Origin of the sequence: Burkholderia sp. 567, from assembly GCF_040545115.1 — a bacterium.
In the GTDB taxonomy this organism is placed as follows: domain Bacteria; phylum Pseudomonadota; class Gammaproteobacteria; order Burkholderiales; family Burkholderiaceae; genus Burkholderia; species Burkholderia ambifaria.
This window is the reverse complement of the sequence record NZ_JBEPLG010000006.1, coordinates 148,850-169,785: the sequence shown is the minus strand read 5'-3', so window position 1 is coordinate 169,785 and position 20,936 is coordinate 148,850. Positions and strand designations below refer to the sequence as shown.

Here is a 20,936-nt window from a genome sequence, read left to right as displayed (position 1 = left end):
GTCTCATTTCAATCCTAAAGCTTTGAGAAACGTGTGCTCGTCATCCGAGCGGTAATTGAGCCGCCGCGACAGTTCCGCCGCCGCGCGCTGCACCTTGTCGAACAGGCCGTCGGCGATCAGCGCCTCGTCGATCTCCGGCCGTGGCACCGTCACCGTGATGCACGCGACGATCTTCTGCGTGTCGTTGCGCACCGGCGCCGTGACCACCGAGATACCGCGCTCGAACGACGAATTGCTGATGCCGTAGCCGCGCAGCGCATCCTCGCGGATCACTTCGTACAGCGCATCGACCGTTTCCGGCGTCGCGCTCGTCATCCGGCTCAGCGTGCCTTCCGGATACAACGCACGCAGCTCCTTCAGCGACAGGTCGCCCATCAGCACGTGGCCGTGGGTCGTCGCATGCGCGGGCAGCCGCGTGCCGACGTTCACGCGAATCGCGCTGAACACCGGCGACTGGCACTGCGCCTTCGCGACGAACACGACATCGCGGCCGTCGCGGATCACGATGTGCGTCGTGAAGCCGGTCGCGTCGCGCAGGCTCTCGATCACCGGCAGGCCGAGATCGGTCAACTCCAGCGAGCTCAGGTATTCGAAGCCGAGCCGCAGCACGGCGATGCCCAGCTTGTAGTTGCGATCCTTGTCCGCCCGCTCGAGAAAGCCGAGCGATTCGAGCGTCTGCAGCAGACGGAACACCGTCGTGCGCGGAATGCCGAGGCGCTTGGACAGCTCCGGCGCGCCGAGCACCGGCTCGCGCGGCGAGAATTCGGCGAGGATCCGCAGGCCGCGTTCGAGGCCTGGCACCACGTAGCCGGCGTCGGCCTTGGTGCTGTCGGATTCTGGTTGTTGCAGCGGTTCGCTCATGCCATGCCTCGCTGCGTGTCGCACTGACGACAGAACGTGTCGATGAGCGACGAATAGACGACCGGCGCTTCCACATAGCCGGCATGGCCGGCCTGCGGAATCACCTGCAGTTCGACCTGCGCGGCCGCGGCGATCCGCTCGCACGCGGCGGGCGGCGTGATTGCGTCGTTCGCGCCGACGGCCACGGCCGTGCGGCCGCGAAAGCCGGCGAGATCGGTCGCGAGATCGGCATTCGCGAGCAGATGCGTGGCCTGCGCATAGCCGGCCGGCACGATGCGCGCCATGTTCCAGCGCACCCACGCACGCGCATCCTCGCTCGCAAAACCCGACAGCATGTTGCCGCTGCGCTGCTCGGCGAGCCCGGCCGGACCGAGTTCGTCGAGCATCGCGAGGCGCGCGTCGCGGCGCGTGTCGCGCGTTTCGGCGGGCGCGCGGCCGTAGCCGCCCGCGGGCGAGATCAGCAGCAGGCCGGCGATTCGCGCCGGCATCAGGCGGCACAGGCCGCCCGCGATGATCGCGCCGAGCGAATGCCCGACCAGCACGCAGCGTTCGATGCCGAGTGCCTCGAGCCACGCGTTCAGCGACGCCGCGTAATCGGCGGCGGTCGGCGATGCGCCGTGCACGGGGGTCGACACGCCGTAGCCGGGCGCATCCCACGCAAGCACGCGTCGCGACGCGCCGAGCGTGTCGAGCTGGCACACCCACGACGCGGCGCCCGAGCCGATCCCGTGCAGCAGCACGACGGGCAGCGCGTGGCCCGCATGCTGCGCGCCGGCCTCGCCTGCGCCAGCCTCACGGTAGCCGATCGTGCCCGCCGCGCCGGCCGCGCCGCGCTGTTCGGGAAACTGCCCGAGCAGCGCGGCGAATGCCGCGGTGCGGTCGCGTTCACGTTTGTCGATGACACTCATTGCTTGGCTCCGCCCCGTCTCAGCGCTTGATCTTCGCGAGCGGCGAATCTGGCGGATAGGTCGGCGTGATCGGCTTCGCCGAACCGAGCATCACGCACATCAGCGCGTCTTCCTCGCCGATGTTGATTTCCGTGCGATACACGCCCGGCGGCACCGAGATCAGGTCGCGCTCGCCGAGGATCGCTTCCCAGGTCTCGCCGTCGCGCTCGCAGATCACCTTCATCTTGCCGCGCAGCACGAAGAAGATTTCCTCGACGTCGGTGTGGATGTGGCTCGGGCCGATGTTGCCGGCCGGGATGACCATCGTCGAAAACGTGAAGTTGCCGGCCGGCACCGTATTGACGTCCTTCGCGACGCCCGTGCCGCCCGTGCCGACGTAGCGCATCTGCGCACGGCGGTACTTCGGGTCGTAGTCGGCCTGGAACTTCAGCGCGTCCCAGTCGTAGCGCCGCGTCGCGTAGCGCGCGACGCGCCCTTCCATCCAGTCGCCGAAGCTTGCGTCATCCGGCTGGTCCCACGACTTGCGTTCGAGATCTGCATCCGCCATCGTCCTCTCCTTCATTCAGAGTGAAAACTTCAATTCAAATCAATTCATTACGAAGCCGCCGTTCACCGGCAGCAGCTGACCCGTCACGAAGCGCGCGCCGTCCGACAGCAGGAACAGCACGGGGCCCGTCACGTCGTCGGGCATCTGTGCGCGCGTCAGCGCGCGGCCCTGCATGTAGAACGCATGCCGTTCGGCCGGCACGTAGGCCGTCGCCTCGACTTCGGTGAGCCCCGGCGCGATCGCGTTGACCGTCACGCCGTGCGCGCCGAACTCGCGTGCCAGCGCATGCGTCATCGCGATCACGGCGCCCTTGCTGGCGACGTACGCGAGCAGCTTCGGCGCGCCCCACAGCGCGGTGTCCGATGCGAGGTTCACGATCGCGCCGCGGCCCGAGCGCGCGAGGTGCGGCAGCGCCGCATTGCTGACGAGCCACACGCCGCGCACGTTCACGTTCATCACGGCATCCCAGGTCGGCACGTCGAGTTCCGTCGACAGCCTGCCGCCCGAGTTCGTGATCGCCGCGTTGTTGATCAGCGCGTCGATGCCGCCGAGCGCCGCCGCGCCCTGCGCGACGAATGCGTCCACGCTCGCCGGATCGGCCAGATCGAGCGCGAAGAAATGCGCGGTGTGGCCGGCTTGTGTGAGCTCCGCGGCCAGCGCGCGGCCCTCGTCGGCGAGCACGTCGCCGAACGCGACCTGCGCGCCCGCCGCGACCAGCGCCTTCACGAACGCCGCGCCGAGACCGCGGGCGCCGCCCGTGACGAGCACGCGACGCCCCGGCAGCGACACGACCGGAGCGAACTCAGCCATTCGCGGGCTCCGCCGCGGCGTGCGCCGCACGGTGCGCGTCGAGCGCGGACAGGTGTTCCTGCGCGCGCTGGCGCAGCATCCGGCGCACGCGCGTGATGCCGACGTCGTGCTGGTACAGGTATTCGTGATCGCGTGCATGCGGCGCAAGGCTTTCGAGGACGTAGCGGTCCTGCTCGAGCACGTCCCAGTGCAGGCCCTCGAGGCGGTTGCGGTACATGAAGCGCCACACGTCGCGCTGCCAGCCGCTGACCTTGCGGGTGCGCCAGAAGTAGACCTGGCAGTTGTCGTCGTCGACCGGCGTCGCGAAGCCGATGATCCCGAAGTTGCCGCCCGGGCCGAACTTCTGCTTGTACGGAATCGCAAGGCGCATCCACAGGCAGCCGGTTTCGCCGAGCTCGACCCAGTCGAAGTTCACGTCGCGCTGGCCGACCTTCTCGAACATCAGGCCCGTTTCCGTCTTGCGCACGCGCATGTCGGCCTGCTTGTCGCCTTCGGCCATCGAGTGCGACGTCGCATGCAGGTACGCGCCGTGCATCGGGTCCATCACGTTGTCGATCGCGTACTGGTAATTGCACTTCCAGTTCGACACGCACAGGAAGTGGCCGTACTCGGCGTCGACCAGTTCTTCCGGCAGGTTCAGCGGCGCCGGCTCGCCGTGCGCTTCGTCGCCGAACCACAGGAAGATCGCGCCGGCCTTCTCCTCGACCGGATACGACTTCACGCACTTCATCCCTTCGAGCGGACAGTTCGACACCGCCGGCACGCGGTTGACCGTGCCGCCGCCGTCGATTTCGACGCCGTGATACCAGCACGCGATGTTGCCGCCGAGGTTCCAGCCGAGCGACAGGCGCGCGCCGCGGTGCGGGCAGCGATCTTCCAGCGCATGGACCTTGCCCTCGTGATCGCGCCACAGCACGATCTGCTCGGACAGGCGCGTGAGGCCGACGGGCGCGTTCGACACCTGCCAGCTCGGGGCGACGGGATACCAGTAGTTCTTGATGCCGCGGTCGAGATAGGCGCGGACCGGGTCGTGTTGGACTTCGTGTTGTGCGGGGGACGTCATCAATGTGCTCCGGATGCGGTTGTCGTCGGGTCGGCGGTCACGCGGCTCGCGCGCTCATTCCGCCAGCGCGGCCATTTCGGCGCGGAAGCGCTCGGGTGTCCATGCCGTGCCGTCCGGCGCACGGAAGCCGATGCGGTTCAGGCCCGCGACGACATCGTCCAGCTCGGTCGCGCCGCTCTCGAACACGCGTTCGAGCGCATCGCCGAGATCGTTCTCGTACTGGGTCGGCGCGGCCTTGCGGTTCTGCCAGACCTGGTTCTCGACCTGGCCGGGGATCTCGATCTGCCCCTTGCCGGCGACGTTGTTCGGCTGCGGCGCCACCCACGGCTTCAGGAAGGGATTGAAGTTGACGGTCGCTTCTTTCATCAGAATTTGCTCCGAGAAACCCCGCCATCGACGGCGGGAAGGAAAAGTGTGCTGTTGACAGGCAGCTTCTTCCACGGGTTAGGCTCACCGGTATGATTCTTGTCTATCGCTACCGCGTGAAGTCGCTCAACGGACTGCTTAGCAAGCAGAGCCGTGCGGTGAACTACGTCTGGAACTTCTGCAACGACACGCAGAAGCACGCGCTCAAGTGGAACAAAAAGTGGCCGACGGGTTTCGAGCTGAATGTGCTGACAACTGGCAGCAGCAAGCTGCTCGGCATTCACTCCGGTACCGTCAACTCCACGTGTGAGCAATACGCGAAGTCGCGCAGTCAGCACCGACGTCCCTACCTGCGCTATCGCGGCAGAAAATCGCTGGGCTGGGTGCCGCTGAAGGGCCGTGACCTGAAGCGCGAAGGCGATGCGTTTCGCTTCGCCGGCAACACCTTTCGCGTGTTCAACAGCCGGCCGCTTCCCGAAGGGAAGATCAAGGACGGAACCAACTTTGCGCAGGATGCGCGCGGCAACTGGTTCCTCAACATCGTGATCGAGATGCCCGACGTTCAGGCTCGCCCGATACGTTCGGGTGTCGGCATCGATCTCGGCCTGAAAGACTTCGCCACACTTTCGACCGGCGAGAAGCTGCCCAACGATCGGTTCGGTCGACGCGCGGCGGAGAAGCTGGCGAAAACTCAACGGGCGAGAAAGCACAAACGACATATCGCGAAGCTGCACGCCAAAGTCGCGAATGCGCGCGCCGATTTCCAACACAAGCTCGCGCTCGATCTGGTGCGGCGCTTCGATTACATCGCGGTCGGCAACACGTCGGGCGCGAAACTCGCCAGAACCAGGATGGCGAAGAGCGTCTACGACGCATCCTGGTCGTCCTTCCGGAACAAGCTCCGTTACAAAGCGATCGCGCACGGGGCTACGTTCGATGAAGTCGACGAAAGCGGTTCCACCCAGTCCTGTTCGTCGTGCGGGTCGAAAGACAGTACGACGCGGCCGAAAGGTATCGCGGGGCTGCGAATAAGAGCATGGGTCTGCAGTGATTGCGGTGTCGAGCATGATCGAGATACCAACGCTGCCGTGAACATTCTCCGATGCGGACGTGCATCGCCAGGTGTGGGAATCGTCCGTCTGAAGGCGGACGAAGACGTCAATCCACCTTGATCTGGATTTCCTCGCCGGCCAAGCGCACCGCGTACTGCTTCAGCGCGCGCCCGCCCGGGCCCTTCAGGCATTCGCCCGTCCTGATGTCGAACACGGCCTCGTGCAGCGGGCACTCGACCGTGCCCTCGTCGACGAAGCCCTGCGTCAGCAGCGCGTACGCATGCGGGCACACGTTCTCGAGCGCATACACCTCATCGCCGACGCGGTAGATCCCGATTTCGACGCCGTCGGTCCGCTTGAACTCGATCGGCGCGTCTTCCGACAGCGCGCCGGCGTGTCCGGCGCAAATCCATTGTTCAGACATCTCAAACCCTTCCTTCTGATCGACTCTCGGTTCGCTCCGGAATTGTTCCATATCCGGAACAGCAGTTTATGGATGGTGATTATAGAAGCGACTTTCCACGAGCAAAACAAAAAGCTGCATGTCCTAGGGAAAACACTGACCGTTGAGTCGACGCTCTCCGCCGCAACGCCCGTCCAATGTAATTTTTTGTTTGCCGGCGGGCATTTAAGTCTGTTTTTCTGGATTCTTGAACCCGTGTTGAGGATCACCGGCATCGCCATCCGGCCCGATAAATTTATTTTTGATACGCCGCGCCACGCCTCTATACTCCATTCCATCAGAGGCACGTTGTTCCTTATATGGAACACAAAAGAATGCCCGCCCCGGTGGCGGAACGCGCGACGGCCGGCCGTCCCCGCGCCCGCCGCCGCGGCATGTTTTTCCGTCAGGTTTGGAGAGTCAGGAGATCAAATGGTCAAGCAAGCGGTAGCAGCAGTCATCGGAATGAGCGCCGTGTCCGGCGCGTGGGCGCAGAGCAGCGTGGTGCTGTACGGCAGCATGGATGCGGGTGTCGCGTACGTGAACAACGTCGGCGGCCATGCGAAGTGGGCAATGATCCAGGGCAACACGCAGCCCGACCGGTGGGGCCTGAAAGGCAAGGAAGACCTCGGCGGCGGCCTGTCGGCGATCTTCCAGCTGGAAAACGGCTTCTATACGAACAACGGCCAGTTCGCGACCGCGAACACGATCTGGAACCGCGCGGCGTTCGTCGGGCTCAGTTCGGACCGCTACGGCACGCTGACGCTCGGCCGCCAGACGCCGCTGACGTTCGACTATCTCGATCCGCTCAGCACCGCGTATCTCGCGATGAGCTGGTATGCGTTCCACCCCGGCAACATCGACGGGCTCGCCGCGACCGGCAACGTGCCGTACAACAATGCGGTCAAGTACCGTTCGCCGAGCTTCGGCGGCTTCTCGGCCGCGGCGACGATGGCGCTCGGCAACACGACGAACTTCTCGACCGGCAAGTCGGTCGGCGTCGCGCTGAACTATGCGAACGGGCCGTTCAAGGCGTCGGCCGTCTACTCGAACGAGCACGACCGCGCGATCCTGATCAGCCAGACGGGGATCACGTCGTTCCAGGGGCAAAATACCGCGAACGGCTATCTGGCGAACAAGGTCGAGAACATCGGCGCGGGCGCGTCGTACCAGATCGGCGACTTCCTCGTGCACGGCCTCTACACGCGCGTGAAGATGCAGTCGAACGGGTTTTCCGACACGTTCCAGAGCTATGACGCGGGCGTGAACTATCGCAGCAGCGCGTTCAACACGATCGCGGGCGGTGCGGCGACCACGACACTCGCCGGCCGCCGCTGGACGCAGGTCGAGCTCGGCGACATCTATTCGCTGTCCAAGCGCACGCAGCTCTATGCGAACGTGCTGTTCGAGCACGGTTCGGGCGGTGCGAAGGCGGCGTTCTTCACGGCCGGCGCGTCGAGCACCGCGAACCAGGTGATCGTGCTGACCGGCATCCACCATTCGTTCTGAGCGGCGACGGGCGCACGCGCCCGATGGCGAAAACGAAAAGAGCAGCCCGTGGGCTGCTCTTTTTTGCTGGCGAAGCCACGCGACGCGACCTGCTCAACGGGTCAGAACATCGCGACCCGATGGCGCGCGTGCGCGAATGTCGGGTCGCTTTCGAGCGGCCGGTAGTTGAGGCGCTGCGACAGGTCGACCGCCGCGCCGCATACCGCTTCGACGAGCCGCTCCTTCTCGCCGGCCTCGCCGATTTCCGAGCGCGGCACCGTCGCCGTGATGGCCGAGACGATCGCGCCCGAATGGTCGCGCACGGGCGCCGTCACCGCCGAGATGCCGCTCTCGAACGCGGCCTCGCTGACCGCATAGCCGAGCCGCGCGTAATGACGCACGCGCTCGTACAGCTCGTCGACGGTGCCTGGCGTGCGCTCGGTGAACTGCTCGAGCCGCTTTTCCGGATACAACTGACGCAGCGCGTCGCGCGTGAGGTCGCCCATCAGCACGTGGCCGTGCACGGTCGCGTGCGCGGGCAGCCGCGTGCCGACGTGCACCTTCACCGAACCGAACATCGACGTGTTGCTCTGGGCCTTCGCGACGAACACGACATCGCGCTGGTCGCGGATCAGCAGGTGCGTCGACAGGCCCGTCGCGTCGCGCAGCCGTTCGAGCACTGGCGCGCCGAGGTCGGTCAGTTCCAGCGAATTCAGGTATTCGAAGCCGAGCCGCATCACGCCGACACCGAGCCGGAAATAGCGGTCGCCGTTCACGCGCTCGAGAAAGCCGAGCGCTTCGAGCGTCTGCAGCAGACGGAAGGTGGTCGTGCGCGGGATACCGATGCGTTTCGACAACTCGGGCGCGCCGAGCACCGGCTCGCGCGCGGAGAATTCGGAGAGGATCCGTAGCCCGCGTTCGAGGCCCGGAACAAGATATGACGACGCGCCGCCGGACGGTTCATCGTCGCCCGCGGCCGGTTTCGACGCGTCGTGGTCGGCGTCGTCGCTCGCTGTCGCGCGCGGTGCGCTTGCCGGCTTCGCCGGCGATTTCGGTGCACCGCTCATCGTTGGATTGACCCTGTGCACATGGACGGAATGGAAGCGTTCACGAAAGACCCGCAATGCTTGATTATGGATTTTCGACCGGACCGGATCAACACGATCCGGCGCAGGCGGCCGACGGCCCGGCGCGCACGATCGGACAGCCGACTGTCATATAGGCTGATGCGATCGAAAGGATAACAGTGATAGACAGGACTGCCCATCGGAACGTCGCCGGGTGCGGCGGGCGAACGCGAGCGCACCGCACGCGATGTCGCATACGGATGGATTCGGGCAAGTCGGAAAGGAGGGAAAAGGAACAGGAAGACGCGTGAAAACGGACGACCACGCCGATCCGCGAACGGGATCGGCGCGACGGCGTCAGGCCGTCACGGTGTCGGCATACTCGGCGCGCGCGCGCTGACCGGCGGCATAGGCGTCGGCTTCGCCGCGAAAGCCGTCCGTGCTGAATGCGACGACTTTCACGCCAACGCCGGACGCCCGCTTTACCGTCAGCGCCCATTGCCATCCGCCGTCTTGTTCAAAGACGTGCAGCGAGGATTCGAGGGATGAGTCCAGTACGGTCACGGGTTATGCTCCTGCCTTACGCGTCCCATTGGCTACGCGTCGGGCATGTCGAAAAAATGCGCCGGTTCGCGGCGCGTTTCAGCTATTCGACAGTCTAGTCAAGGAATGTTGCGACGCACCATCAGGGCTTACACTCGCCTATCGGAACCAAGCGGTCGATCGAATCCGCCAGAAACCCTTATGGCACGGGCCTCTCCGGGATATTTTCGCCACCCGATACCCCACTCGTGCGGCAACGTGCCGCATGGACGACTGAGGGATCGTGTCGGTCGAAAAACGGGTCACCATCGAACGCCACCGCGCGGCCGCGCCCGCATAGCCGGCGACTAACGAGTCGCCGCCGCCGACACCACCCGCCGGAACGTCAGATTGATGCGCTCGCCCTGCACGGCCGGCGCCTTCGGCACGCGATGCTGCCATTCGGCCTGCGTGCGGCCGCGCATCACGAGCAGGCTGCCGTGCGTCAGCCGGTACGCATGCACGACGCCGGTCGCCCGATGACGAAGATCGAACACGCGCATCGCCCCGAGGCTCACCGACGCGATCACCGGTGCGTCGCCGAGTTCCGGCTCGTTGTCCGCATGCCAGCCGAGGCTGTCCTGTCCATTGCGGTATCGATTGAGCAGCACGCTGTTGAAAGTCTCGCCGCACGTGAGCTCGACTGCACGCTTCAGATCGAGCACGGCCGCCGTCCACGGCGCGGGCACGTTGCGGATTCCGGAATACACGTAGACGGCGTCCGGTTCGCCCTGCCACGCGGTGAGCCGCGGCAGCGGAATGCGGCCGCGCGGCGTGCGGATCGTGTCCTGTTGCCATGCGACTTCATCGATCAGCGCGGCCAGCACGCGATCGGCGTCGGACGGCGCGAGCCAGTCCGGGTACCAGTCCACGTCGGGCGCGGGCGCATCGGCGAAAAGATCGGGCGTCGACATGTCGGAATCAGGCGGAAAGTGGGCGGTGCGGATGGACCATGTCTGCATGGTAGACAACGGCGACACGCGCCGCCATGCGCTGTCATTCCGCCGCGTGACGCGGCCGCCCGCGCGAACGGCGAACGGCGAACGGCGAACGGCGAACGGCGAACGGCGAACGGCGAACGGCGAACGGCGAACGGCGAACGGCGAACGGCGAACGGCGAAGCATTTGCAGCGTGTCATACCGTCATCGCGGCGCACGTCGATTTCGACGCGATCGCGCGCCCGTCACCCTGTCGCGCCCATCACCCAGTCGCGCGCGTCAACCGGATCAGCGTGATTTCGGACGGCACGCCGAAGCGGTTCGGCGGCCCCCAATAGCCGGTGCCGCGGCTCGTATAGAGCCACATCGCACCGAACCGGTCGAGCCCGCCGATCACCGGCTGCTGCAGACGCACGAACGGCGGCCACGGCAGGAACTGGCCGCCGTGCGTATGGCCTGACAGCTGCACGGTGAAGCCGGCGCGGCTCGCCGCTTCCGCGCTGCGCGGCTGGTGCGCGAGCAGGATCTTCGTCGCCACGTCGGGCGGCGCGCCCGCCAGCGCCTGCTCGGGGTCGCTGCGATGCGCGGGATCGAACCCGCCCGCCGTGAAATCGGTGACGCCCGCGAGCACCGCGCGCGCGCCGTCGTGCTCGATCAGCACGTGCTCGTTGAGCAGCACCGTCAACCCGATTCGCCGGAATTCGTCGATCCACGCGTGCGCGCCGGCGTAGTACTCGTGGTTGCCCGTCACGAGGAAGCTGCCGTGCCGCGACTGCATGCGGCCGAGCGGCGCCGTGTGTTCGCGCAGCCGCTTGACCGAGCCGTCGACCACGTCGCCCGTGATGACGACGAGATCCGCATCGAGCGCATTGACCGCCCGCACGATCCGCTCGATATAAGGCCGCTTGATTGTCGGCCCGACGTGAATGTCCGACAGTTGCACGATCGTCAGCCCGTCGAGCGCGGCCGGCAGCCCGTCGAGCGGAATCGACACGCGCTTGACCGCCGCCGTGCGGCGCGCGCCGACGAAGCCGATCGCGGTGACCAGCACCGCGGCCACCAGCACGCCGAGCGCCGTGTCGGCGCTCGCGCCGCTCCACGCGCCGTCATGCCCGAGATGCCGCCACGCGACGACGCCGAGCAGCACCAGCTCGCGCAGGAACGTCAGCACCAGCAGCGACGAGAAGAAGCCCATCGCGAGCGCGCCGGCCCAGCCGACGAGCGTCGCGGCCCAGCCTTCGTCGAAGCGGCGCGAGAACATGCCGACCGGGATCAGCACGACGAAGCTCGCCAGGACCAGCGCCGCGATCGTGCGCGCGAGCGGCGACGCGAATGCGCCGGGAATGATCCGCATCCCGACATACAAATGGAACAGCACGCCGATTGCGATGAACCGGACAAAGAAACTTCGCATGGAACACTCATCCTCGTTGCGCTACTACCGTCGCGCGGCGCGTCGGCCGGGATCGTGACGTCAAGTCTCGTCATGCCCCGCGCCACGCACCGCGTCCTTCGCACGATGGTACACAGATACCGGCCGACTCGACCGGACGCGGATTCGCAACCGCTCACGCAGCAATCCGGCGATCCCTGCCGCGATTCCCGCCCATCGGCGAACAAACGTCGGCGGCGGGCTTCCGTCTGACGATGCTTTACAGTCCGTCGGCACCCATGCGAAAGCATGCGCTGGCAGAATCGCGAGCGCCTGCCGGCCGCCCCGACGCGTGCCGCCGGCGCACGCCGCATCGCTGGCGGTCCGTATCGCGCTGATTTATGATCGGCTCCGTATCGCGGAATCGTCGTCGCGGCAACGAACCGCATTGCGCCGCGCCCGGCATCCACCCCCAACGTCGAGCTCGTCACACCATGAGAAAAACAACGCCGCGCGTACCCCTGCGCGCCGCCGCCGTCCTGGTGCCAGCCCTGCCGCTCGCGGGCTGCACGTCGCGCGGCGCACCGTCGTACGTCCTGTTCGGCGCGTATTTCCCGCTCTGGCTCGTCAGCGCGATCATCGGCATCGTCGGCGCGATCGTCGCGCACCGCGTGTTCGTCGCGACCGGCTGGGCCGCCACGGTGCCCTACCAGCTCGCCGTCTGCACCGCGATCGGGCTCGTGCTCGCCGTGATCGTATGGCTCACCGGCACGGGGCCGTTTGCATGAAGGCCGCCGGCATCACCCGCCCGTCCACGAAAGGCCGCGTGATCGCGCTGGCGATCGTCGCGCTCGGCATCGCCGCGCTCGCGTACGCGTACCACCGCACATCGGCCTACCCGTCCACCGACGACGCGTCGATCGACGCGGACCTCGTCCACGTCGCGTCGCCCGTCGGCGGCCGCATCGTGCGGCTCGCCGTGCACGAGAATCAGCGCGTCGCGAAAGGCGATCTGCTGTATGAAATCGATCCGGTGCCGTACCGGCTGACGGTCGCGCAGGCGCAGGCCGATGTCGAGCTCGCGCGCGCATCGCTCGACACGCGCCGCCGGTCGCTGATCGGCGAGCATTCGAACGCGGCGGTCGCCGCCGAGCAGGTCAAGCGCGCGACGCAGAATTACGACCTCGCGACGCGCGACGTGAACCGCCTCGCACCGCTCGCCGCGCAGGGCTACGTGAGCGCGCAGCAGTTCGACCAGGCGAAGGTGCGGCAGCGCGATGCGGCCGTGTCGCTCGCGCAGGCCAAGGAACAGCAGCGATCGTCCGCGCAGACGATCGGCGACGATGCCGACGCGATCGCGACGCTCCATGCGCGCGAAGCCGCACTCGCCCGCGCGCAGCACGCGCTCGACGATACGGTCGTGCGCGCGCCGCACGACGGGCTCGTGACGGGGCTGACCGTGCTCGCCGGCGAAACCCTCGCGCCGAACCAGTCGATCTTCACGCTGATCGACGCAAGCGAATGGTTCGCGGTCGGCAATTTCCGCGAGACGTCGCTGAATCGCATCGCGGTCGGCGATTGCGCGACCGTCTATTCGATGATCGACCGCAGCCGTCCGCTGACGGGCAAGGTGGTCGGCATCGGCGCGGGCATCGCGGACAGCGATCGCATCAACCTGCCGCGCGCGCTGCCGATCGTGCAGCGTTCGGTGAACTGGGTGCATGTCGCGCAGCGCTTCCCCGTGCGCGTGAAGCTCGACGAACCCGACGGCAAGCTCGTGCGAGTCGGCGCGAGCGCGATCGTCGAGGTCCGGCATGGCTCGGCCTGCCGCTGACGTCCGCGCGCCGGGCCCGCGCGAAATCCTGCGACTGCTCGCGCCGTTTCCGGGGCGCACGTCGATCGCCGTGCGGGTCGCACTGATCTGCGCGCTGACCGTGCTCGTGACGAGCGCGTACGGCACGCCCGAAGCCGCGCTGTCCGCCTACGTCGTGTTCTTCATGATCCGCGCCGACCGCGTGACGAGCATCGTGCTCGCGGCGGCGCTCCTGCTGATCGTCACGATCGTGATCGGGCTCGTGCTCGGCATCGCGATCTTCAGCATCGACTATTCGATCCTGCGGGTCGCGTGCATGGCCGTGCTGTCGGTCGGGCTGCTGTACCTGACGTCGGCCAGCAAGCTTCGCCCCGTCGGCGCGATCCTCGCGATGATCGTCGGCTTCGGGCTCGACCAGCTCGGCCTCGCGCCGTTTGGCGAAGCCGCGACCCGCGCGCTGCTGTATATCTGGCTGACGATCGCGATCCCGGCCGGCGTCGCGATCGTCGTCAACCTGCTGATCGCGCCGTCGCCGCGCCGGCTCGCGCTCGCGCAGATCGCGAAGCGCCTGCGGCTCGCCGCGCGGCGGCTGCGCGGCGACGACGACGCGCGCGCGGCGTTCGACGCCAGCCTGCGCGAAGGCGACAAGCAGTTGCTGACGTGGCTCAAGCTGTCGAAACTCGAAGGCTCGTCGAACGCCGCCGACGTTGCCGCACTGCGCCAGGCGATTGCGTCGAGCACGGCGCTGATGGTCGGCGTCGCGCTGGCCGATCGCGAACCCGACGCACGCCTGCCCGCTGCGTTCGCCGCCCCGATCGCGGCCACGCTCGACGAGATGGCGGCCATTCTCGAGCGCGGCGGCTATCCGGTCGACGTGACGCTCGCGCTGCCGCCGGCCGATGCATTGCCGCCGCTCGCGCGCGTCGCCGCGACGGATCTTCATGCAGCGATCACGCGCTTCGCGGAACCGGGCGCGGCGGCCGATACGACTGCACCGGCGCCGGCCGCGCCCGTCGGCGCGTCCGCTGCCGCCCGCCCCGAGCCCGAGCCCCTCGCATCGCCCGCACCGGCGCCGCGCGGCGGCTTCTTCCTGCCGGATGCGCGCAGCAATCCCGATCACATCCGCTATGCGCTGAAGACGACCGCCGCGGCCATCTTCTGCTATCTGCTGTATTCGCAACTCGACTGGTCGGGCATCCATACGTGCGTCGTCACCTGCTACATCGTGTCGCTCGGCTCGACCGCCGAGACGGTCGAGAAGCTCACGCTGCGGATCGTCGGCTGCATCGTCGGTGCGCTGCTCGGCACCGCGGCGCTCGTGTTCGTCGTTCCGGCGCTGTCGTCGGTCGGTCAGTTGATGGCGCTGGTGTTCGCCGGCGCGTGGCTGTCCGCGTGGGTCGCGTTCGGCTCGCCGCGCATCGGGTACGCGGGCTTCCAGATCGCGTTCGCGTTTTTCCTGTGCGTGATCCAGGGCGCCGGCCCCGGCTTCGACCTGACGATCGCGCGCGATCGCACGATCGGCATCCTGCTCGGCAACGTCGTCGTGTATCTCGTCTTCACGCGCATCTGGCCCGTCAGCATCGGCAAGCAGATCGACGTCGCGCTCGCCGCGCTGCTCGAGCAATGGCACCGCGTCGTGCAGATCGCGCAGCCGGCCGAACGCCGCACGCTCGCCGCCGAAGCCTTCGCGCGCCACGGCGCGATCGCGCAGGAACTCGGCCTCGTCCACTACGAACCGTCGTGGGTACGCCCCGCCGCGACGTGGCTCGCCACCCGGCGCCGCGCGCTCGCCGAACTCGGCGCGCTCGAAGGCCCGCTGTTCCTGCTCGCGGAGCGCGCACCGGGCGACGCGGCGATCGGCGCGCGGCTCGCGCGCGTGGTCGCGCTGCGTGACGGCGACCCGGCTGCCGACCCCGCTGTGCCGGCGCCACCGTCAACAGCAAGCACGGCAACGATGACGGCCCCGCCGCCGGCCGCCGCACCCGCCGACCCTGCACGCGACGCGCTGCTGAACCTGATCGACACGCGGCTCGCGCACATCGCCGACGCCGCGCGTCAAGCCACCCCGAAGGAGCCTGCCCCTCATGCGCGTCCCTGAACCGCCGGCCGCGTCGATCGCCGCCGCCGCGCTCGCGACTGCCGTCGCGCTGGCCGGTTGCGCAACGTCGTCGATCGATCTGGCGCCGGACGCACCCGATCGCCCGTGGCAGCCGCAAACGTCGGCCGCGGGCGACATCGTGCCGGCCCCGCCGCTCGCGTCCGCGCAACGCGCACCGCACGACTACACGCTGCCGGCCTCGCCCGCGCTCGCATCGGTGTCGCCGCCCGCCGCGCTCGATACCGCGCATCCGTACACGCTGCCCGAGCTGATCGACCTCGCCGAATCGACGAACCCGCTGACCCGCATCGCGTGGAACGACGCGCGCAACGCGGCGCTCGCGGTCGGCATCGCGAAGGCCGCGTACCTGCCGAATTTGTCCGCGACCGCGATGGGCGCGTACCAGACGAGCCACGGCTCGACATCCACCATCCTCGGCGACGCGTCGAGCAACACGACCGTGCACGGCACGATCTCGGCGCTGTCGCTGCAATGGCTGCTGTTCGATTTCGGCGGCCGCGCGGCGCGCGTCGAGGCGGCCGAGCAGGCGTCGGTCGCGTCGAACGTCGCATTCACGGCCGTGCATCAGCAGGTGATCCACGACGTGACGGTCGCGTACTACCGCTACGAAGCCGCCCGCTCGCGCGCGGCCAGCGCGCAGCAGGGCCTGACGAACGCCGACGCGATCCTCGCGGCGTCCCGCGCACGGCTCAAGCAAGGCGTCGGCACCGTCGTCGAACTCGCGCAGTCGACGCAGAACCGCGCACAGGCGAATCTCGCGCTGGTGCAGGCGAACGGCGCGCAAAGCGACAGCTACCTCGCACTGGTGTCCGCGCTCGGCATCTCGCCGCTGTCGAAGCCGTCGATCGCCGCGCTGCCGAAGCGGCCGCTGCCGCCCGCGCTCGCTTCATCGGTCGACGCGATCGTGTCGGATGCGATCGCGCGCCGTCCCGACCTGCAGGGCGCGTATGCGCTCGAGCAGGCCAACCGCGCGAAGATCAAGGCCGCGGAAGCCGCGTTCATGCCGAAGGTCTTCCTGTCTGCGTCGACGTCCTATGCCAGCGGCGGCACGGCGATCACCGCGCTGCCCGCGATCGGCGACCAGGCGCCGACCGTCAACCTGAACGGCAGCCGCTACGGCGGCGGCGTGTTCCTCGGCGTGACGATCCCGCTATACGACGGCGGCCTGCGCTCGGCGGTGCTGATGCAGGCACGCAACGATGCGCAGAGCGCGTCCGCGCGCCTCACGCGGACCAAGGAGGAAGCCGTCCGCCAGGTCGTCGCCGCGCAGAATGCGGTGCAGACGAGCCTCGCGTCGCACGATGCGGCGAAGGCGCTCGTCGATGCCGCGCGGACGAGCTATGACGCGGCGCTGACCGCATACCGGAACGGCGTGGGCTCGGTCACCGATGCGACGATCGCGCAAAGCCAGCTGCTCGCAGCCCGCAACGCGGAGGTCGACAGCTACGCCGGCGCGCTGTCGGCCGCCGCCGCGCTCGCGCTCGCGACGGGGACGATCGGGTCGTCGCAGGCACCGTCGCAGTAACCGTCGCGGTAGCATGCAGTCACCGTCGCAGTGAGGCGCCGGCCGTGCGCGGCCGGCCGCCCAGCCGGTTGACGGGTGCGCGGGCGGCCGACTAGAATGCCGCCCATTCTTCCTTCAGGAACCATCGTGGACAGTTGCAGCACTCCGTTGCGTGCGCCGCTTGCCGCCTGAACGCCTGTCCGACGCAGTTCTCCTGCCGCGGCTCGCGTTCCGCGAGCCCGCACGCCTCCCGTTTCACACTGAATGACGCATTCGCGCGGTACAGTGCCGCGCGATGACGGCCATCGTGCCGCGTTCGGCATCGCGCCGACGCGACGCGGGCTGGCATGCGCTCATTGCACGGCAGGACACTCATGACTCTCGATTTCGCACTCCGTCTTTTCGTCGCGTTCGCCTGCGGCGTCGCGATCGGCCTCGAACGCCAGATGCGGCAACGCACGGCGGGCCTGCGCACGATCACGCTCGTCGCGAGCGGCGCGTGCCTGTTCGTCACGCTCGGCGTGCTGACCGGCAACGGCGTGGCCGGCGTCACGCAGATCGCCGCCTACGTCGTGTCGGGCGTCGGCTTTCTCGGCGGCGGCGTGATCATGCGCGACAAGGGGTCGATCCAGGGCATCAACACGGCCGCGACGCTGTGGTGCTCGGCCGCCGTCGGCGTGCTGGCCGGCTCCGGCCACTTCGTGCCGGCGCTGGCCGGCACGGGCGTCGTGCTGCTCACCAACACGGTACTGCGCGGCGTCAGCCAGGCGATCAACGCGACTCCCGTATCGAATGCCGATCTCGTGCGCGAATACCAGATCACTGTGATCTGCCTCACCTCGGACGAAGTGCATATCCGCACGCTGCTGTCGAATTCGATGTATGCGAAACCGCTGTCGTTCCAGAGCCTGACCAGCGAGGACGTGCCCGAGCAGCCGGACCGGCTGAAGGTGACCGCGACGCTGAAGCTGCATCCGAAGGATCAGCAGAAGCTCGAGCAGATCGCGAGCCGGATGAGCATGGAGAAGAGCATTTCCAGCGTGAGCTGGACCGCGAAGGAAGCGGAACCGCTGATGGAGTGAGCGGCAGCGGCCGTTCATGCGATCCGGCGGCAGGATCGCCCCGCCGCCGTTGCCGCGTCAGGGCGTGTCGATGAGTCCCGCCCCGATCGCCTTGACGACCGCCTGGACCTTGTTCGTCGCGCCGAGCTTCTCGAGGATGTTGTTCACGTGGAAGTTGACCGTGCGCTCCGAGATGCTCAGGATCTGGCCGATCTCGCACGCGGTCTTGCCTTCGGCCGTCCAGCGCAGCACCTCGCGCTCGCGTGCGGTCAGCGTGACGCTCGACTCCGGCGACAGCTTCGGCAGCATGAAGCGGCTCATCAGCGAATGCGACAGGTTCGCGAGCCAGTTCGTCTGCAGCGTCAGCATGTTGATCTCGGCCGGCGTGAGCCGGTCCGCATGACGGGCGATGCTCAGCAGCCCGAACGCGCCGCGCGCCGCCCAGCTCGACTGCGCAACGCCCACCGACAGCCCGTAGTCGCGCGCGTCCTGCCACAACGGGCACGGGTCGATCCGGTCGACGTCCGGCCACACGATCATGTTGGTGCTCATCGCGCCGTCGCGAACCGTCGAATCGATCTCGATGTAGTTCTGCGCCTGGTAGCGCGCCATCCAGCCGTCCGGATAGGTATTGAAGATCGCGACGGCCGGCTTCGATACGGGCAGCGGCACGCGAATGCCGTAACAGCAATATTCGAAGCCGAGGCGTTTAGAATAGGCAGCGATCCGCTGGAAGAGCTGCTGCTCGTCTTCCGCGGCACTGAATTGTTGGTAGGCATCCTGCCAGCGTAATTCCATTATTTCTCCGACAACGTCACGCTGTCATACCTGTCAGGTGCCAGCGCCGGTTCGGGGCTGATACATTCCGCGCATGACTTCACCTTTGTTGCACCCGGTCCGCGGCCCGTCTCCGGACGGCTACGTACGGCTGTCCGAAAACGCACTGGCCGCGCTTGCGCTCGACCATGTCGCCAGCGACCTCGATGCATCGCTGCTCGCGGAACTGCGCGACAGCGCCATCGACGCGCGCCTGGCCGGCTACACCGAATGGCACCGCCCGGCCAGTGCCGGCGTCGCATACCTGACGGTCGGCTGGGACTGGTATCTCGAACGAGCAACCGGCACGTTCGTGATCGCGGGCGGCGACGTCCGCAGCAACATCATGGCTGTGGACGCCAACGGCGCCGACCTCGGTATGTTCCGCACCGCCGCCGCGCTCGTCGCGCGGCTTGCGGGCATCGACTGGCCCGCCGCCGTCGCATCGTCGCTGCTCGGCCGCAATGACACCTATCATGCCGGTCCCACGCTCCAGTGACAATCTGCCACGCTTTCCTCTGACATTTCCTCAAGACTGGCGCTCTTTATAAGCAAAAGCCGCCCGTATTTCAATCCCGCCGATCAAGAAACCGTTACCACCGGTCAAATCGCGTCGGCGCACGTCTACCTGTAAGAGTTACCAGTTACCGCCTCCTCGGGACGCGCGCTGTAATGCGTGCATACAAAGATCAATCCGAGGACACCATGCGAACCTTCGTTCACGAGGAAGGGCGGTTGCCGCACGAACTTGCAGCGGATTTAGGGCGCTATCGGCGCCGTGTATTCGTCGAACAGCTCGGTTGGGCGCTTCCGTCGGCGAACGAGAGTTTCGAGCGCGATCAGTTCGATCGCGACGATACCGTCTACGTGTTCGCGAGAAACGCCGGCGGCGACGTGTGCGGATGTGCGCGCCTGTTGCCGACCACCCGCCCGTATCTGCTGAAGTCGCTGTTCGCCGACCTGATCGCCGAAGACGTCCCGCTGCCGCAATCGGCTGCCGTCTGGGAGCTGTCGCGGTTCGCTGCGACCGGCGACGAAGGCGGTCCGGGCAATGCCGAATGGGCCGTCCGCCCGATGCTCGCCGCGGTCGTCGAATGCGCGGCGCAGCTGGGCGCGCGGCAGCTGATCGGCGTGACGTTCGCGAGCATGGAGCGGCTGTTCCGCCGGATCGGCGTGCACGCGCACCGGGCAGGACCGCCGAAGCAGGTGGACGGTCGTCTGGTTGTCGCGTGCTGGATCGACATCGATCCGCAAACGTTTGCTGCACTTGGAATCGAGCCGGGACGGGCCGCCCGGCAAGCCATCGCCGCCTGAGCCGGAACGCGCGTAGTCCGGCCGCGGCATCGTAACGAAGGAGAACCACCTTGGACCAGTCTCAGGTCTTTCGCGCGATGATGCCCGGCTTGACGGGTGCCGGCGGCGCCCGCATCGCAGTCGCCTACCCGTCGTTCCCGCGGCCGCTGCCGCTCGTGCGGCTCGATCGCCGCGGCCTCGTGTTCCGGGCGGCCGGCGCCGCGCCGCTCGTCTGCGGGCTGCCGCGCGCGGCGACGTTGCTGGTCGCCGACGAGCCGCTCTGTTCGCTGCGCCTCGTGATCCGCGACATCGCCGCTGTCGGCGACGGCCGGCACGACCTCACGATGCAGCCGTCGGGTGCCGCCGGCGACGAACTGCTGTGGCACGCGCTACGCGAGCGTGAACCGTACCGGCAGATCGGGCAGCCGCTCGCGCCCGTCGATGCGGCGATCGCACCGATCGGCGAGCCGCAGGCTGCGGGCGACACCGCGCAGCGTCCGTCGCGCAGCGCGGCGTTCCGTCTGCGCAGCCACAGCGATGCGCTGTTCTTCGCCGACTGGCTCGAATATCACTTCGACGAGCTGCGCGCGCTGTCGCAGCGGCATGGGCCACAACTGCAGCTCAACCAGTTGCAGCGGCAGGTCGCCGACGACGAGGTCGGCGTGCGCTTCCTCTACGACATCGACGGACACGCGACGCGGCACGCGCTGACTGACTGCGCGCGCGAGGCCTGCGCGTGGATCGAGATGGAAATGCGCGACAAGTACGCGGTGCCGGTTGCGCAGGAGCGGTTTGGCGCATTTGCTGCGCATGCGCGGGCTGGCGGGATGTGA

Annotated in this window: 22 protein-coding genes; 10 read left to right on the top strand and 12 right to left on the bottom strand. The window is 67.6% G+C overall.

Translation table 11 applies throughout. The annotated features are described in order from the left end of the window. Positions 1-3: 3 nt before the first annotated feature. Genes ABIC50_RS18905 through ABIC50_RS18880 form a run of 6 tightly spaced genes read right to left on the bottom strand, consistent with a single transcriptional unit; the run spans position 4 to position 4,555 of the window. A complete protein-coding gene (locus tag ABIC50_RS18905; RefSeq protein WP_354166126.1) occupies positions 4-861 on the bottom strand; it encodes an IclR family transcriptional regulator in 858 nt (285 codons plus the stop codon). Continuing rightward, the gene (locus ABIC50_RS18900) at positions 858-1,769 is read right to left on the bottom strand and encodes an alpha/beta fold hydrolase (RefSeq protein ID WP_354166124.1); all 912 of its coding nucleotides are present in this window, start codon (positions 1,767-1,769) and stop codon (positions 858-860) included. The genes ABIC50_RS18905 and ABIC50_RS18900 overlap by 4 nt, the downstream gene beginning before the upstream one ends. Positions 1,770-1,788: 19 nt before the next feature. Continuing rightward, entirely contained in the window at positions 1,789-2,316 is a 528-nt protein-coding gene (locus ABIC50_RS18895) for a cupin domain-containing protein (protein ID WP_006751280.1), read from the bottom strand. 39 nt (positions 2,317-2,355) lie between these two features. Continuing rightward, a complete protein-coding gene (locus tag ABIC50_RS18890; protein ID WP_354166122.1) occupies positions 2,356-3,126 on the bottom strand; it encodes an SDR family oxidoreductase in 771 nt (256 codons plus the stop codon). After that, positions 3,119-4,189 (bottom strand): aromatic ring-hydroxylating dioxygenase subunit alpha, encoded by a 1,071-nt coding sequence (locus ABIC50_RS18885; RefSeq protein WP_165753401.1) that lies wholly within the window; start codon positions 4,187-4,189, stop codon positions 3,119-3,121. Before ABIC50_RS18885 ends, ABIC50_RS18890 begins: the two co-directional genes overlap by 8 nt. Positions 4,190-4,243: 54 nt before the next feature. Next, the gene (locus ABIC50_RS18880) at positions 4,244-4,555 is read right to left on the bottom strand and encodes a recombinase-like helix-turn-helix domain-containing protein (RefSeq protein WP_011659098.1); all 312 of its coding nucleotides are present in this window, start codon (positions 4,553-4,555) and stop codon (positions 4,244-4,246) included. Positions 4,556-4,647: 92 nt separating this feature from the next. On the opposite strand from ABIC50_RS18880, the gene ABIC50_RS18875 reads away from it, so the two are divergent. Beyond that, positions 4,648-5,727 (top strand): RNA-guided endonuclease InsQ/TnpB family protein, encoded by a 1,080-nt coding sequence (locus ABIC50_RS18875; protein WP_354166120.1) that lies wholly within the window; start codon positions 4,648-4,650, stop codon positions 5,725-5,727. On the opposite strand, the gene ABIC50_RS18870 is transcribed toward ABIC50_RS18875, so the two are convergent. After that, positions 5,714-6,031: a non-heme iron oxygenase ferredoxin subunit gene (locus tag ABIC50_RS18870; RefSeq protein WP_175702639.1), complete on the bottom strand. Its 318-nt coding sequence runs from the start codon at positions 6,029-6,031 to the stop codon at positions 5,714-5,716. The two genes, ABIC50_RS18875 and ABIC50_RS18870, sit on opposite strands and share 14 nt — an antisense overlap. 450 nt (positions 6,032-6,481) lie before the next feature. On the opposite strand from ABIC50_RS18870, the gene ABIC50_RS18865 reads away from it, so the two are divergent. Continuing rightward, positions 6,482-7,558, top strand: a complete 1,077-nt coding sequence (locus ABIC50_RS18865; RefSeq protein WP_354166117.1) for a porin — start codon at positions 6,482-6,484, stop codon at positions 7,556-7,558. 101 nt (positions 7,559-7,659) lie between these two features. Here ABIC50_RS18865 and ABIC50_RS18860 read toward each other — a convergent pair whose 3' ends face one another. The 4 genes from ABIC50_RS18860 to ABIC50_RS18845 form a co-directional block, all read right to left on the bottom strand. Next, positions 7,660-8,604: an IclR family transcriptional regulator gene (locus ABIC50_RS18860; RefSeq protein ID WP_175674322.1), complete on the bottom strand. Its 945-nt coding sequence runs from the start codon at positions 8,602-8,604 to the stop codon at positions 7,660-7,662. A gap of 357 nt (positions 8,605-8,961) precedes the next feature. Continuing rightward, complete coding sequence (locus ABIC50_RS18855; protein ID WP_011659101.1) at positions 8,962-9,168, bottom strand: hypothetical protein; 207 nt, start codon at positions 9,166-9,168, stop codon at positions 8,962-8,964. Between the two features lie 326 nt (positions 9,169-9,494). Further along, positions 9,495-10,100 (bottom strand): alpha-ketoglutarate-dependent dioxygenase AlkB family protein, encoded by a 606-nt coding sequence (locus ABIC50_RS18850; RefSeq protein ID WP_011659102.1) that lies wholly within the window; start codon positions 10,098-10,100, stop codon positions 9,495-9,497. A 287-nt stretch (positions 10,101-10,387) separates the two neighbouring features. Further along, on the bottom strand, positions 10,388-11,539 hold the full coding sequence (locus ABIC50_RS18845; RefSeq protein ID WP_354166115.1) for a metallophosphoesterase: 1,152 nt from the start codon (positions 11,537-11,539) through the stop codon (positions 10,388-10,390). A gap of 452 nt (positions 11,540-11,991) precedes the next feature. Between ABIC50_RS18845 and ABIC50_RS18840 the strand changes: the two genes are divergently transcribed. From ABIC50_RS18840 to ABIC50_RS18820, 5 genes are all read left to right on the top strand, one after another. Next, positions 11,992-12,285 carry a hypothetical protein gene (locus ABIC50_RS18840; protein WP_354166113.1) on the top strand — a complete coding sequence of 98 codons (294 nt, stop codon included), beginning with the start codon at positions 11,992-11,994 and terminating at the stop codon, positions 12,283-12,285. Next, a complete protein-coding gene (gene mdtN / locus ABIC50_RS18835; RefSeq protein WP_229062294.1) occupies positions 12,282-13,331 on the top strand; it encodes a multidrug transporter subunit MdtN in 1,050 nt (349 codons plus the stop codon). Before ABIC50_RS18840 ends, mdtN begins: the two co-directional genes overlap by 4 nt. Beyond that, a complete protein-coding gene (locus ABIC50_RS18830) occupies positions 13,312-15,408 on the top strand; it encodes an FUSC family protein (protein ID WP_354166111.1) in 2,097 nt (698 codons plus the stop codon). Before mdtN ends, ABIC50_RS18830 begins: the two co-directional genes overlap by 20 nt. Next, the gene (locus ABIC50_RS18825) at positions 15,395-16,954 is read left to right on the top strand and encodes a TolC family protein (protein WP_354166109.1); all 1,560 of its coding nucleotides are present in this window, start codon (positions 15,395-15,397) and stop codon (positions 16,952-16,954) included. Before ABIC50_RS18830 ends, ABIC50_RS18825 begins: the two co-directional genes overlap by 14 nt. Before the next feature lie 353 nt (positions 16,955-17,307). Then, a complete protein-coding gene (locus tag ABIC50_RS18820) occupies positions 17,308-18,015 on the top strand; it encodes an MgtC/SapB family protein (RefSeq protein WP_229081770.1) in 708 nt (235 codons plus the stop codon). Positions 18,016-18,072: 57 nt separating this feature from the next. On the opposite strand, the gene ABIC50_RS18815 is transcribed toward ABIC50_RS18820, so the two are convergent. Next, positions 18,073-18,792, bottom strand: coding sequence for an autoinducer binding domain-containing protein (locus ABIC50_RS18815; RefSeq protein ID WP_011659109.1), 720 nt, complete (start codon positions 18,790-18,792; stop codon positions 18,073-18,075). Between the two features lie 73 nt (positions 18,793-18,865). Between ABIC50_RS18815 and ABIC50_RS18810 the strand changes: the two genes are divergently transcribed. From ABIC50_RS18810 to ABIC50_RS18800, 3 genes are all read left to right on the top strand, one after another. After that, complete coding sequence (locus ABIC50_RS18810; protein WP_105833365.1) at positions 18,866-19,309, top strand: DUF4902 domain-containing protein; 444 nt, start codon at positions 18,866-18,868, stop codon at positions 19,307-19,309. A gap of 206 nt (positions 19,310-19,515) precedes the next feature. Further along, on the top strand, positions 19,516-20,124 hold the full coding sequence (locus ABIC50_RS18805; RefSeq protein WP_105833364.1) for an acyl-homoserine-lactone synthase: 609 nt from the start codon (positions 19,516-19,518) through the stop codon (positions 20,122-20,124). Between the two features lie 50 nt (positions 20,125-20,174). Next, positions 20,175-20,936, top strand: a complete 762-nt coding sequence (locus ABIC50_RS18800) for a hypothetical protein (protein WP_175667450.1) — start codon at positions 20,175-20,177, stop codon at positions 20,934-20,936.